Annotated in this window: 16 protein-coding genes; 13 read left to right on the top strand and 3 right to left on the bottom strand. The window is 72.0% G+C overall.

Translation table 11 applies throughout. From position 1 onward, the window contains the following. Positions 1 to 87: 87 nt before the first annotated feature. Positions 88 to 630: a hypothetical protein gene (locus ACIP8Z_RS19205; protein ID WP_402085312.1), complete on the bottom strand. Its 543-nt coding sequence runs from the start codon at positions 628 to 630 to the stop codon at positions 88 to 90. 120 nt (positions 631 to 750) lie between these two features. Here ACIP8Z_RS19205 and tsaB point away from each other — a divergent pair, with 120 nt between their 5' ends. The 8 genes from tsaB to ACIP8Z_RS19245 all read left to right on the top strand — a co-directional run bounded on the left by tsaB (position 751) and on the right by ACIP8Z_RS19245 (position 6,597). Beyond that, positions 751 to 1,407 (top strand): tRNA (adenosine(37)-N6)-threonylcarbamoyltransferase complex dimerization subunit type 1 TsaB, encoded by a 657-nt coding sequence (tsaB, locus tag ACIP8Z_RS19210; RefSeq protein ID WP_030318607.1) that lies wholly within the window; start codon positions 751 to 753, stop codon positions 1,405 to 1,407. A 23-nt stretch (positions 1,408 to 1,430) separates the two neighbouring features. Beyond that, positions 1,431 to 1,901, top strand: a complete 471-nt coding sequence (rimI, locus tag ACIP8Z_RS19215; RefSeq protein WP_402085315.1) for a ribosomal protein S18-alanine N-acetyltransferase — start codon at positions 1,431 to 1,433, stop codon at positions 1,899 to 1,901. Next, entirely contained in the window at positions 1,891 to 3,006 is a 1,116-nt protein-coding gene (tsaD, locus tag ACIP8Z_RS19220; RefSeq protein WP_402084786.1) for a tRNA (adenosine(37)-N6)-threonylcarbamoyltransferase complex transferase subunit TsaD, read from the top strand. The genes rimI and tsaD overlap by 11 nt, the downstream gene beginning before the upstream one ends. Beyond that, positions 3,003 to 3,257 carry a hypothetical protein gene (locus ACIP8Z_RS19225; RefSeq protein WP_383866509.1) on the top strand — a complete coding sequence of 85 codons (255 nt, stop codon included), beginning with the start codon at positions 3,003 to 3,005 and terminating at the stop codon, positions 3,255 to 3,257. Before tsaD ends, ACIP8Z_RS19225 begins: the two co-directional genes overlap by 4 nt. Positions 3,258 to 3,322: 65 nt before the next feature. Then, positions 3,323 to 4,168 carry a polysaccharide deacetylase family protein gene (locus tag ACIP8Z_RS19230; RefSeq protein WP_402084788.1) on the top strand — a complete coding sequence of 282 codons (846 nt, stop codon included), beginning with the start codon at positions 3,323 to 3,325 and terminating at the stop codon, positions 4,166 to 4,168. A gap of 111 nt (positions 4,169 to 4,279) precedes the next feature. Next, positions 4,280 to 4,645 (top strand): YciI family protein, encoded by a 366-nt coding sequence (locus tag ACIP8Z_RS19235; RefSeq protein ID WP_402084791.1) that lies wholly within the window; start codon positions 4,280 to 4,282, stop codon positions 4,643 to 4,645. A gap of 89 nt (positions 4,646 to 4,734) precedes the next feature. After that, complete coding sequence (locus ACIP8Z_RS19240; protein ID WP_402085317.1) at positions 4,735 to 5,940, top strand: RNA polymerase sigma factor; 1,206 nt, start codon at positions 4,735 to 4,737, stop codon at positions 5,938 to 5,940. Between the two features lie 21 nt (positions 5,941 to 5,961). Continuing rightward, complete coding sequence (locus ACIP8Z_RS19245) at positions 5,962 to 6,597, top strand: hypothetical protein (protein WP_402084794.1); 636 nt, start codon at positions 5,962 to 5,964, stop codon at positions 6,595 to 6,597. A gap of 30 nt (positions 6,598 to 6,627) precedes the next feature. Here ACIP8Z_RS19245 and ACIP8Z_RS19250 read toward each other — a convergent pair whose 3' ends face one another. After that, on the bottom strand, positions 6,628 to 7,815 hold the full coding sequence (locus ACIP8Z_RS19250) for a methyltransferase domain-containing protein (protein ID WP_402084795.1): 1,188 nt from the start codon (positions 7,813 to 7,815) through the stop codon (positions 6,628 to 6,630). Between the two features lie 129 nt (positions 7,816 to 7,944). Here ACIP8Z_RS19250 and ACIP8Z_RS19255 point away from each other — a divergent pair, with 129 nt between their 5' ends. The 4 genes from ACIP8Z_RS19255 to groL all read left to right on the top strand — a co-directional run bounded on the left by ACIP8Z_RS19255 (position 7,945) and on the right by groL (position 11,282). Continuing rightward, entirely contained in the window at positions 7,945 to 8,871 is a 927-nt protein-coding gene (locus ACIP8Z_RS19255; RefSeq protein ID WP_402084798.1) for a polysaccharide deacetylase family protein, read from the top strand. Continuing rightward, the gene (locus ACIP8Z_RS19260; RefSeq protein ID WP_402084800.1) at positions 8,868 to 9,059 is read left to right on the top strand and encodes a hypothetical protein; all 192 of its coding nucleotides are present in this window, start codon (positions 8,868 to 8,870) and stop codon (positions 9,057 to 9,059) included. Before ACIP8Z_RS19255 ends, ACIP8Z_RS19260 begins: the two co-directional genes overlap by 4 nt. A 175-nt stretch (positions 9,060 to 9,234) precedes the next feature. After that, positions 9,235 to 9,543, top strand: a complete 309-nt coding sequence (groES, locus tag ACIP8Z_RS19265) for a co-chaperone GroES (RefSeq protein WP_073810087.1) — start codon at positions 9,235 to 9,237, stop codon at positions 9,541 to 9,543. Positions 9,544 to 9,653: 110 nt separating this feature from the next. Beyond that, a complete protein-coding gene (gene groL, locus ACIP8Z_RS19270) occupies positions 9,654 to 11,282 on the top strand; it encodes a chaperonin GroEL (RefSeq protein ID WP_189831601.1) in 1,629 nt (542 codons plus the stop codon). A 71-nt stretch (positions 11,283 to 11,353) separates the two neighbouring features. On the opposite strand, the gene ACIP8Z_RS19275 is transcribed toward groL, so the two are convergent. Then, complete coding sequence (locus ACIP8Z_RS19275; RefSeq protein ID WP_402084803.1) at positions 11,354 to 12,052, bottom strand: ester cyclase; 699 nt, start codon at positions 12,050 to 12,052, stop codon at positions 11,354 to 11,356. Positions 12,053 to 12,104: 52 nt separating this feature from the next. Between ACIP8Z_RS19275 and ACIP8Z_RS19280 the strand changes: the two genes are divergently transcribed. Further along, positions 12,105 to 12,299: a hypothetical protein gene (locus ACIP8Z_RS19280; RefSeq protein ID WP_402084805.1), complete on the top strand. Its 195-nt coding sequence runs from the start codon at positions 12,105 to 12,107 to the stop codon at positions 12,297 to 12,299. Positions 12,300 to 12,789: the final 490 nt, after the last annotated feature.

A 12,789-nucleotide genomic window follows, 5' to 3' on the forward strand; every position in this document is an offset into this window, starting at 1 on the left:
GCGGCGAGGCCGAGCCGCGCCGCCCCGAGGACGGGGCAACAGGTCCGGAAGCGGTCCGCCCTACGACAGGTCCGGAAGCGGTCCGCCCTACGCGACCACGACCACCTTCGCGCCGATCACCGCGAACGTCCACAGCGCGTCACCGTCGACCCGCTTCATGCGGATGCCGCCGGTCTTCTTCGTCGGGTCCGGCTTCGGCGTCGAGCCGTCGACCGCCGCGCTGAAGCCGATCGCCACGTCCTGGGCCGTCGCGAACCGCACCACGTGCTCGATCTGCACGCCGTCCGAGCCGCGGACCGAGCCCGAGCGGGAGGTCACGCTGTACGCGCCCGGCGCCGGGTGCACCGTGCTCGGCATCACCGTGAACGTCCGGGTGGCCTTGCCCTTCGCGTCGACCAGCCACACCCGGCGGTCGGCGAGGGAGTACACGACGCGCTCGCCGCTGCCGGAGGCCGCCGGCACGGCGAGGGGGTCCTTCGCCGGCTGCTTCGGCCCGCCGCTCGGTGAGATCGACGGGGCGGAGGTGGCGGGGGTCCGGGGCTCGGCCGACAGATCGGCGGGAGCGTTCGCCGAGGCCTGGTACGCCAGGAAGCAGACCGCGGCGACGGCCGCCGCCGTGAGCCCGGCCACGAATCCCGAGCTGCTCCGTGCCACCGTGCCCACCTCTCGTACGAACGTATCGAAGGGTGACGGTAGCAGCCGGGGGAGCGAGGGGCGGGGCACCGTGCCCGGGAGCCGTAGGCTGTTCGCGTGCTGTTGCTCGCCATGGATACCGCCACCCCCGCCGTCACCGTCGCCCTCCACGACGGCGAGGCCGTCGTGGCCTCGTCGAGTCAGGTCGACGCCCGCCGCCACGGGGAGCTGCTGCTGCCCGCCGTCGACCGGGTCCTCAAGGAGGCCGGGCTGAAACTCGACGCGGTCACCGGGATCGTCGTCGGCGTCGGCCCCGGGCCGTACACCGGCCTCCGGGTCGGTCTCGTCACGGCCGCGGCCTTCTCCTCCGCGCTCGGCGTCCCGGTGCACGGCCTGTGCACCCTCGACGGCCTCGCGTACGCCTCCGGGATCGACGAGCCGTTCGCCGTCGCCACGGACGCGCGCCGCAAGGAGGTCTACTGGGCGCGGTACGACGACTCCCGTACGCGGGTGACCGACGCGGCCGTCGACCGGCCCGCCGAGATCGCCGAGCGGCTCGCCGGACTCCCCGTCGTCGGCGCGGGCGCCCGCCTCTACCCCGAGGCCTTCCCCGACGCCCGCGACCCCGAGCACCAGTCGGCGGCCGCGCTCGCCGCGCTCGCGGCGGAGCGGCTCGCGGCCGGCGAGGGCGGCTTCCTCGACCCGCTGCCGATGTACCTGCGCCGGCCCGACGCGCAGGTGCCGAAGAACTACAAGGTGGTCACCCCCAAGTGACCGGCGCCGTGGAACTGCGCGAGATGCGCTGGTGGGACATCGCACCGGTGCTGGCCCTGGAGGACGAGCTGTTCCCCGAGGACGCCTGGTCGGCGGGGATGTTCTGGTCGGAGCTCGCGCACGCGCGCGGACCGCGGGCCACCCGCCGCTACATCGTGGCGGAGACCCCCGAGGGCAGGCTCGCCGGGTACGCCGGGCTCGCCGCGGCCGGCGGACTCGGCGACGTCCAGACGATCGCCGTCGCCCGCGACCAGTGGGGTACGGGGCTCGGCGCCCGGCTCCTCACCGACCTGCTCCACCACGCCACCGCCTTCGAATGCGAAGAGGTGCTCCTCGAAGTGCGCGTGGACAACACCCGGGCCCAGAAGCTCTACGAGCGCTTCGGCTTCGAGCCCATCGGTTTCCGGCGCGGCTACTACCAGCCCGGAAACGTCGACGCGCTCGTGATGCGACTGACCGTTCAAGGAACTGAGACTGATTCTGATGGCTGCTGACGAACCGCTCGTACTCGGCATCGAGACCTCCTGCGACGAGACCGGCGTCGGCATCGTCCGCGGGACCACGCTCCTCGCGGACGCCGTCGCGTCCAGCGTCGACACCCACGCCCGCTTCGGCGGCGTCGTGCCCGAGATCGCCTCCCGCGCCCACCTGGAGGCGATGGTCCCGACGATCGAGCGCGCCCTCAAGACGGCCGGGATCTCCGCGAAGGACCTCGACGGCATCGCCGTCACGGCCGGCCCCGGCCTCGCGGGCGCGCTGCTCGTCGGCGTCTCGGCGGCCAAGGCCTACGCGTACGCCCTCGGCAAGCCGCTCTACGGCGTCAACCACCTCGCCTCGCACATCTGCGTCGACCAGCTGGAACACGGCAAGCTGCCCGAGCCGACGATGGCGCTGCTCGTCTCCGGCGGCCACTCCTCGCTGCTGCTCTCCTCCGACATCACCTCCGACGTGCGGCCCATGGGCGCCACCATCGACGACGCGGCGGGCGAGGCCTTCGACAAGATCGCCCGGGTCCTCGACCTCGGCTTCCCCGGCGGACCGGTCATCGACCGGCTCGCCAAGGAGGGCGACCCGGCCGCCATCGCGTTCCCGCGCGGTCTGAGCGGCTCCCGGGACCCCGCGTACGACTTCTCCTTCTCCGGCCTCAAGACCGCCGTGGCCCGCTGGATCGAGGCCAAGCGGGCGGCCGGCGAGGACGTGCCGGTCCGGGACGTCGCCGCGTCCTTCCAGGAGGCGGTCGTGGACGTCCTCACCCGCAAGGCCGTCCGGGCCTGCAAGGACGAGGGCGTCGATCACCTGATGATCGGCGGCGGCGTCGCCGCCAACTCGCGGCTCCGGGCCCTCGCCCAGGAACGCTGCGAGCGGGCCGGCATCCGGCTGCGGGTGCCCCGGCCCGGACTGTGCACGGACAACGGCGCGATGGTCGCGGCCCTCGGCTCCGAGATGGTGGCCCGCAACCGGCCCGCCTCCGACCTGGAACTGTCGGCGGACTCCTCGCTGCCGGTGACGGACCCGCACGTGCCGGGCGCGCACGCGCACGGCCACTCCCACGACCACGATCATGTGCACGAGGTCAGCAAGGAGAACCTGTACTCATGAGGCTCACCCTCATGTGGGAGGCAAGGGCCGCACAGGGCCGGGGAGCCGAGCTCCTGGAATGGGCCAGGGCGCGGGTCCTCGCCCGCGAGCCGGTCCGCCGGGAGGTCTTCCGGGCCCCGCAGGACCGGGTGCTCGTCCTCACCTGGTGGGAGGCGGAGACCTTCGACGCCGAGCTGCCCGAGCTGCCGGAGCCGGACGCGGAGCTGATCACCCGTCCGGTCCACCGCTGGCGCTTCGAATCGGTCGAATAGCCGGACGAGCGACACGCGACCGAAAATAGAGCAACCTTTCGATCGAATCCGGCATCCCACAGCGCGTGAAGAAGACGATCGCGCTGTGGGCGGCGCTGACCGCCGCCGCTCTCCTGGTGACCGGCTGCGGGGCGGAGCACCCCGGTCCCGCCGCCGCGGCGACGACGGACGCACCCGCGGCCGACCCCTCCGCCGGGCGGAAGGCACCCGAGGCGCCCGAGGCCGCGGCCGCCGCCGCGTACCGCCGCTGGGGCCTCAAGCCCTTCCCGGCCCCGCCCGCCCCGCCGGCGGTCAAGCCGGTGACGCGCACGCCGGGCGGCCCGGTCCCCGTCATCAGCGAGATACCGACCACCGAGAAGATCGTCTTCATCACCATCGACGACGGCGCGGAGAAGGACCCCGCGTTCGTGACGATGATGAAGGACCTCAGGATCCCGGTCACGATGTTCCTCACGGACGCGGCCGTCCGCGCCGACTACGGCTACTTCACCCCGCTCGTCGCCCAGGGCCACGGGCTCGCCAACCACACGCTCACCCACCCGAACCTGCGCACCCTCTCCCAGGACGCCCAGCGCCGGGAGATATGCGGCCAGCAGACGAAGCTCGCGCAGCGGTACGGCACGACCCCGCGCCTCTTCCGCCCGCCCTACGGCAACTGGAACGAGGCGACGCGCGCGGCGGCGGGCACGTGCGGCGTCGACGCGATCGTGCTGTGGCGCGAGTCCATGCAGATCAAGAACATGCAGTACCAGCGCGGCGACAAGAAGCTGCACCCCGGCGACATCATCCTGGCCCACTTCCGCGGCCCCTCCGAGCTCAAGGGCAGGACGATGACCGAGATGACGGCGACGATGCTCCGCCGCATCCAGGAGCAGGGCTTCACGGTGGCGCGCCTGGAGGACTACGTCTGAGCCGAGCACGGCGGAAAAACCTCTCGCGCGTCGTCGATGCGGGCTCCTCCCGTTCGACGTATGTGTGGAAGGCGGGGAACGGCCCCGCCACCGCGTCATCGAGGAGTCGTCATGCCCCGCTTCCTGTCCCTCGTCCGCATCGAGGAGAACACCATCGACATGGAGAGCGCCGACCCCGGCTTCGAGGAGCGGATGGGCGCGCTCTTCGAGGAGATCACCAAGGCCGGGGCCATGGTGGACACCGCCGGGCTCAGGCCGACCTCCGAGGCCACCCGGATCACCTGGTCGGACGGGAAGCTGTCGTTCACCGACGGACCGTTCACCGAGACCAAGGAGGTCGTCGGCGGGTACGCGATGCTCCAGTGCAAGGACATGGCCGAGGCCGTCGAGTGGGGGAAGCGGTTCCTCGCCGTGCACCCGCCGCAGTGGAAGGTCGGTCTTGAGGTCCGCGAGGTCGAGGAGATGCCGGAGGGCTGAGGGCCGACCGCTGACGGAGCCGTTCCTGTGCTGTCATGTGAGACGTGACGGCACAGACGGTCGAGGAGACGCTGGAGACGGTCTTCCGGATGGAGTCGGCGCGGATCATCGCCACGGTGGCGCGGATCGTCCGCGACGTCGGCATCGCCGAGGAGATCGCCCAGGACGCGCTCGTCGCCGCCCTGGAGCAGTGGCCGGGGACAGGCGTCCCGGAGCGCCCGGGAGCCTGGCTGACGGCCGCCGCCAAGCACCGGGCCGTCGACCTGGTGCGGCGGCGCGAGACGTACGCGCGGAAGCTCGCGGAGGTCGGCCGCACGCTCACGGAGGAGTCGTACGATCCCGAGCCCTCGGGCCCCGGGGACATCGACGACGACGTGCTGCGGCTGATCTTCACCGCCTGCCACCCGGTGCTCTCCGCCGAGGCCCGCGCCGCCCTCACCCTCCGGCTCGTCGGCGGGCTCCGCACGGACGAGATCGCCCGCGCCTTCCTCGTGCCGGAGGCGACCGTCGCGGCCCGGATCACCCGCGCCAAACGGGCGCTCGCGAAGGCGGGCGTGGAGTTCGAGGTGCCGTACGGGGAGGACCGGGCGGCCCGGCTCGGCTCCGTCCTGGAGGTCGTCTACCTGATCTTCAACGAGGGGTACGCGGCGACCGCCGGCGACGACCTGCTGCGTCCCGGCCTCTGCGAGGACGCGCTGCGGCTCGCCCGCGTCCTCGCCGCGCTCGTCCCGCGGGAGGGCGAGGCTCAGGGCCTCGTCGCCCTGCTGGAGCTGCAGGCCTCCCGGACGGCGGCCAGGACCGGGCCCGACGGGCGGCCGGTGCTGCTCGCCGCGCAGGACCGGCGGCGCTGGAACCGGCTCCTCATCCGGCGCGGATACGCCGCGCTCGAACGCGCCGGGGACGGCCGCTCGTACGGGCCGTACGCCCTCCAGGCCGCGATCGCCGCCCTCCACGCCCGGGCCGCCTCGTACGAGGAGACGGACTGGGCGACGATCGCCGCGCTGTACGGGAAGCTGGGCGCCCTCGCCCCCTCGCCGGTCGTCGAGCTGAACCGCGCCGTCGCCGTGTCGATGGCCGAGGGCCCCGCGGCGGCCCTGCCGATCGTCGACGCCCTCGCCGCCGAACCGGACCTGGCCCGCTACCACTTGCTGCCGAGCGTCCGCGGCGACCTGCTGGCCCGCCTCGGACGGGCGGCGGAGGCACGGGCCGAGTTCGAGCGGGCGGCGGACCTCACCCGCAACGAGAGCGAACGGGCGCTGCTGCGGGGGAAGGCGCGGGAGTTGGACCTGCCGTGACGCGCCCTTAGGGTGCTTGGCATGTCCCCGCGCAACCCGTTGCCCCCACCGCCCCCGCCCGCCGAGATCCGCAGCTGGCCCGACCGGGACGCGCGGCTCGCCGACCGGGCGCGGGCCCTGGACGAGCTCGGCAGGCGGCTGCTCGGGGGCGCGCGGCTCGCGATGTTCCTGCTCTGGTTCTGCCTCCTCCAACTGGGCTGGGGGCTGGTCGGCGTCCTGCTCATCGCGATAGGACAGCCCGCCCTCGACCCGCTGATGGTGATGACCGGGCTCGTCACGTCGGTCCTCGGCATCGGGGTCCTCGTCCCGGCCGTGTGGCTGACGGTCCGCAGCCTGCGGCTCGACCGGACGGTCCGTGAACGCCTCACCCAGTGGGCGGTCCTGGACCGGCACGGCCCGACCGACGCCCGGCTGCGCGCCCCCGTCCTCAGCGCCTGCTGGCTGCTGCTGTCCTTCGTGATGTGCGGCCTCGGCCTCTGGCTGGGCTTCGCGGTCCCGGCGGGCGTCAGCCGGAATGACGGGTACGGCCTGGTCGCCTACGGCATGGGCGTCGCCATGATCCTCTGGGTCACCGGCCTGACGGGCCTGGCGAAGTCCATCGGCCACTACCGCTTCGCGGTGCGGCTGACGGGGCGCGGCCCGACCGCGGAGTCCTGAGAGGGGCCGTCGGTGGCGTCCTGACGGAGGTCACCGACCGCCCGCCGGGTGGCCGATCAGCATCGTCGGGGCTCCCGCGACGCGGGTGAGCAGGACCGTCGCCGCGTTCGGGCCCTTCGGCTTCACCTTGCGGCGGATCTCCTCGGGTTCGACCGCCGAGCCGCGCTTCTTCACCGTCAGGGTGCCGACCTCGCGCTCCCGCAGCAGCGCCTTCAGCTTCTTGAGGTTGAAGGGGAGTTCGTCGGTGATCTCGTACGCGGCGGCGTACGGCGTCGGGATCAGCTCGTCCGCCGTGATGTACGCGATCGTCTCGTCGATCAGGCCGCCGGCCAGGTCCTCCGCCACCTCGGCGACGAGGTGCGCGCGGATGACCGCGCCGTCCGGCTCGTAGAGGTAGCGGCCGACCGGACGGACCGCCGGGTCGGGGAGGCCGCGGCCGAGGAGGCCGGCGCCCGAGGGGAGCAGGGTGGCGCGGCGGGCCCCCGGCTCCGTGCCGAACCAGAGGACGGCCTCCTTGACGTCCCCGCCGTCCGAGATCCACTCGGCCTCGGCCTCCGCGGGGACCGCCTCGTGCGGGATGCCCGGGGCCACCTTGAGCGCCGCGTGCGGGGCCTTGCGGGCCGCCTCGACCGCCCAGGAGAGCGGCGGGGAGTACGCCTCGGGATCGAAGATGCGGCCCCGGCCGCCGCGCCGCGCCGGATCGACGAAGACCGCGTCGCACCGGGCGGTGTCGATCTCGGTGACGTCCGCGCACCGCACCTCGATGAGCTCCGCGAGGCCGAGCGCCTCGGCGTTGGCGCGGGCGACCTCCGCCGTCAGCGGGTCGCGGTCCACGGCGAGGACCGAGATCCCGGCGCGCGCCAGCGCGATCGCGTCGCCGCCGATCCCGGAGCAGAGGTCCGCGACGCTCCGGACCCCGAGCGCCTTCATCCGGCCGGCCCGGTACGTGCCGACCGAGGCACGCGTCGACTGCTCGACGCCGTTCGGCGTGAAGTACATCCGGTACGCGTCCTCCGCGCCGAACTTCGCCACCGCCCGCTGCCGCAGCCGCGCCTGCCCGACGGCCGCCGTCACCAGCTCGGCGGAGTGGTCGCGGCGCAGCCGGGAGACGACCGCCAGTTCCTGGGCGGGGTCGTGGTCGCGGAGGGCCGTGAGGAGCGTCTGCCCCTCGGGGGTGAGCAGCGGGGCGAAGGAGGCGAGGTCGGTCACCCGTCCCATTGTGGGCCCTGTGACGCTGTGGGCCGGCCGGGGGACCGAGGGCACGTATGGCGGTGTCGTACCCGTGAAGGGGCCTCCGCGCTGACAGGATGCGGCGCCATACGACTCGTACGACAAAAGGAATAAATGATGGCAAAAGGTGTGCACGGTTCCTCCCGGGCGCTCGGGGCGGTGCTCGTCGTCGCCGCCCTCGCCTCCGCCGCCACCGGCTGCTCCGAGAGCGCCGAGCCGGACCGCGGCGCGCCCGCCCCCGCCGCCGGTCAGCAGGCGCGGGCCCAGGAGCAGGCCGCGGCCGGCGCGCTCCACGCGTACGTCGAGCGGGTCCGCGAGCGCCGCGCCGCCCGCGTGCTCGCCGCCAGGAAGTGGGGCCTCGCCAAGCCCCCGCTCGAAGCCCCGGCCCCGCCCGCCGTCAAGCCGAAGATCACCACCCGCAAGGGATTCGAGACCGACGGCGAGGACCTGCCGCCCGTCTTCACCACCGTCCCGACCAAGCAGAAGATCGTCTTCCTGACGATCGACGACGGCTCCGAGAAGGACCCCGAACTGCTGAGGATGATGAAGGAGCTGCGGATCCCCTACAGCGCCTTCCTCAGCGACTACGTCGTCAAGGACGACTACGGCTACTTCGCCCGGATGCAGAAATCGCAGGAGGGCGGGGTGTCCCTGCACAACCACACCCTCAACCACCGCTACCTGCCCGGACTCTCGTACAAGCAGCAGAAGCGCGAGATCTGCGGCATGCAGGACGTCATCGAGAAACGATTCGGCAAGCGGCCCCCGCTCTTCCGCCCGCCCTACGGCAACTACAACGAGGACACCCTGCGCGCCGCCAAGACCTGCGGCGTCAAGGCCGTCCCGCTGTGGGCCTCGGAGGCCTTCCCCGACCACATGGAGTGGCGCGAGTGGGACCGGGACCTGCACCCCGGCGACATCGTCCTCACCCACTTCCGGGGCAAGGCGGACTGGAAGGGCACCATGCCCGACATGATCCGCCGGGTGATGAACGTGATCACGGCCAAGGGGTACGCCGTCGCGAAGCTCGAGGACTACGTGTGAGCGGACGGCGGGCGCTGCCTCTCCTGGCCGCCGTACTCGTGCTGGGGCTGACCGGCTGCGCCTCGACCGTGGACTCGATCGAGCGGCTCGGCCGGAAGGCCGTCGAACGCGTCGGCACCGGCGGGGCGGAGCCGGCCGACGGGGCCGACGGCGCGCTCCCGCGGCCGGAAGCGCACCGCCACGAGTGAGGAATTGGCACTCCGCTTGACCGAGTGCTAATCGCGGTCATAGTCTCGGCTCTGGCACTCACCACTGGAGAGTGCCAACAGAGCGACGGGCAGGTCCGGCACCCGCGACGACGGATCCACCTGGTCGCCACCTCAGACAGTTAACCCCGAGATCTCCGAAGGGGGAGGTCGGATCGTGACGACCACCAGCTCCAAGGTTGCCATCAAGCCGCTCGAGGACCGCATTGTGGTCCAGCCGCTCGACGCCGAGCAGACCACCGCCTCTGGCCTGGTCATCCCGGACACCGCCAAGGAGAAGCCCCAGGAGGGCGTCGTCCTGGCCGTGGGCCCGGGGCGCTTCGAGAACGGCGAGCGTCTGCCGCTCGACGTCCAGACCGGCGACATCGTGCTGTACAGCAAGTACGGCGGCACCGAGGTGAAGTACAACGGCGAGGAGTACCTCGTCCTCTCGGCTCGCGACGTGCTCGCGATCGTCGAGAAGTAATTCACCGAAGTATCTGAAGCAGATGCTTTGAGCTGCGCCCCTTGACCCCGCACCGGGCGTCCGGGGGCGCGGTTCGTTCCACCCCATTCCGAGAGGGCTGAACCGCTCCCATGGCGAAGATCCTGAAGTTCGACGAGGACGCCCGTCGCGCCCTTGAGCGCGGCGTCAACAAGCTTGCCGACACGGTGAAGGTGACGATCGGCCCCAAGGGCCGCAACGTCGTCATCGACAAGAAGTTCGGCGCCCCCACCATCACCAACGACGGTGTCACGATCGCCCGCGAGGTCGAGATCGAGGACCCGTACGAGAACCTCGGCGCCCAGCTGGTGAAGGAGGTGGCGACCAAGACCAACGACATCGCGGGTGACGGCACCACCACCGCCACCGTGCTCGCCCAGGCCCTGGTCCGCGAGGGTCTGCGCAACGTCGCCGCGGGTGCCTCCCCGGCCGCCCTGAAGAAGGGCATCGACGCCGCCGTCAAGGCCGTCTCCGACGAGCTGCTCGCCACCGCGCGTCCGATCGAGGACAAGTCCGACATCGCCGCCGTCGCCGCGCTCTCCGCGCAGGACCAGCAGGTCGGCGAGCTCATCGCCGAGGCGATGGACAAGGTCGGCAAGGACGGTGTCATCACCGTCGAGGAGTCCAACACCTTCGGCCTGGAGCTCGACTTCACCGAGGGCATGGCCTTCGACAAGGGCTACCTGTCCCCGTACATGGTGACCGACCAGGAGCGTATGGAGGCCGTCCTCGACGACCCGTACATCCTGATCAACCAGGGCAAGATCTCCTCGATCCAGGACCTGCTGCCCATCCTGGAGAAGGTCATCCAGGCCGGCGCCGGCAAGCCGCTGCTGATCATCGCCGAGGACGTCGAGGGCGAGGCCCTGTCGACCCTGGTCGTGAACAAGATCCGTGGCACCTTCAACGCCGTGGCCGTCAAGGCCCCCGGCTTCGGTGACCGCCGCAAGGCCATGCTCGGCGACATCGCCACCCTCACCGGTGCGACCGTCATCGCCGAGGAGGTCGGCCTCAAGCTCGACCAGGCCGGTCTGGACGTGCTCGGCACCGCCCGCCGCGTCACCATCACCAAGGACGACACCACGATCGTCGACGGTGGCGGCGACTCGTCCGAGGTCGCGGGCCGCGTCAACCAGATCAAGGCCGAGATCGAGTCCACGGACTCCGACTGGGACCGCGAGAAGCTCCAGGAGCGCCTCGCGAAGCTGGCCGGCGGCGTGTGCGTGATCAAGGTCGGCGCCGCCACCGAGGTGGAGCTGAAGGAGAAGAAGCACCGCCTCGAGGACGCCATCTCGGCGACCCGCGCCGCGGTCGAGGAGGGCATCGTCTCCGGCGGTGGCTCCGCGCTCGTCCACGCCGTCAAGGTCCTCGAGGGCAACCTCGGCAAGACCGGCGACGAGGCCACGGGTGTCGCGGTCGTCCGCCGCGCCGCCGTCGAGCCGCTGCGCTGGATCGCCGAGAACGCCGGCCTCGAGGGCTACGTCATCACCTCGAAGGTGGCGGAGCTCGACAAGGGCCAGGGCTTCAACGCCGCGACCGGCGAGTACGGCGACCTGGTCAAGGCCGGCGTCATCGACCCGGTGAAGGTGACGCGCTCCGCGCTGGAGAACGCCGCCTCGATCGCCTCCCTCCTCCTCACCACCGAGACCCTCGTGGTGGAGAAGAAGGAAGAGGAGCCGGCGGACCACGGTCACGGCCACGGTCACGGCCACTCGCACTGACGCGTGCCGTAACCGATCACTGAGGCCCGGTGCCCCCGTCGCGGGGGCACCGGGCCTCGGCGTTTCTCCCGCTAACCCTCCACGGCGCCGAGCTGCGACATCAGCCCGAGCATGTCGTACTGCCACCAGCCCTCGACGATCTTCCCGTCGTCCCGGAAGCGGTGGATGATCACCCCGGTCATGACCACTTCCATGCCGGTGGGCTGGAGCCCCATGAAGTCGCCGTTGTGGGTCGCCTTCCAGGTCCAGCGGGTGCAGACCCGGTCGCCCTCGGCGATCTGGTCGTCGACGGTGAAGGCGAAGTCGAAGCCGCCCCGCCACATCTCCACCTCGCGCCGGAACGCGTCCATGCCGATGGTGTCCTGCGCGTTGGCCGGATTGCGGAAGTGGCAGCCCTCGGCGAGCAGTTCGTCGAGCAGCGCGAGCTCCGGCTCGGTCGCGATCATCTCCAGGAAGCGCCGGGCGTTGTTCTTGTACATCGCCTCGTCCCGGACCACGTCCAGGTCGGTGAACGTCGGCATCTCGTCACAGAGCGCGACCATCTCCCGGAAGATCCGGTCGGTCTCGGGAAGCTGCGAGTTCCGCATGGCCACGTCGTAGGACGGGAACTCCACGATCTCCACGAGATGCGTGGAATCCGCCCGGTCCTTGCCGAGAACGCTGTGCGTGGCCGTCCGCTTGCCCTTGGTCTGCTCGATCCACCGGTCCATGAGCCGGCTCATGTCGTCGATCCGGCTGGTCTTGAAGTCGATGATCTGCGTGAACGTCATGACGCCTCCCGATCCCGGCCCAGGTGGGACCCCTCCAGTCTAGGTGGGACGCATGGAGCGGGCAGGGGGAGAGCGGTCCGTCACGGTCGACAACGGCGAGGGAATCGTGGTGGTCGGCAACCACAACCGGATCACGGTCGGGGCCGGGGAGGCGGTCCGCTCGGCCTACCGGGAGCAGGTCCGCCGGATCGCCCCGCCGGAACTCGTCGGGCGGGAGAGGGAGTTGGCCGAGCCGGCCGCGTTCTGACACGCCGACTCGGGTCCGGCGTACGCGCATTGGCGCGCGGACGCGTGGGCGGGGAAGACGGCGCTGACGGACGCGACCCGGGAGGCCCACCTCCCTCGCCTGTACGCCTCAGCCGCCGAGGCCTGCGCGGCGCGCGACTGGTCCTCCTCGTGGACGGGCTGGACGAGGACAGGGGCGTGACGACGGGAGCGGACGCCCACTCGATCGCGAGCCTGCTGCCGTACGGCCTCCGGGTGATCGTCGCGGGCCGCCCGAACCCGCCGCTCCCGGCCGACGTCCCCGAGGACCATCCGCTCCGGACCGCGGTCGTACGAACCCTGGCACCGTCCCCGAAGGCCCACGCGATCCGCACGGGCGCAACGCGAGCTGAAGCGTCTCCTGGAGGCGGGCGGTCTCCCGTACGACCTGCTCGCGCACGAGGAACTGGCCGCCGGAGCACGGGAGATGCTGGGGGAGCGGCCGGCCGTGCTCGCCGTCCCGCCCGAAGGGG

It is taken from the genome of Streptomyces sp. NPDC088553 (genome assembly GCF_044752965.1).
GTDB lineage: Bacteria > Actinomycetota > Actinomycetes > Streptomycetales > Streptomycetaceae > Streptomyces.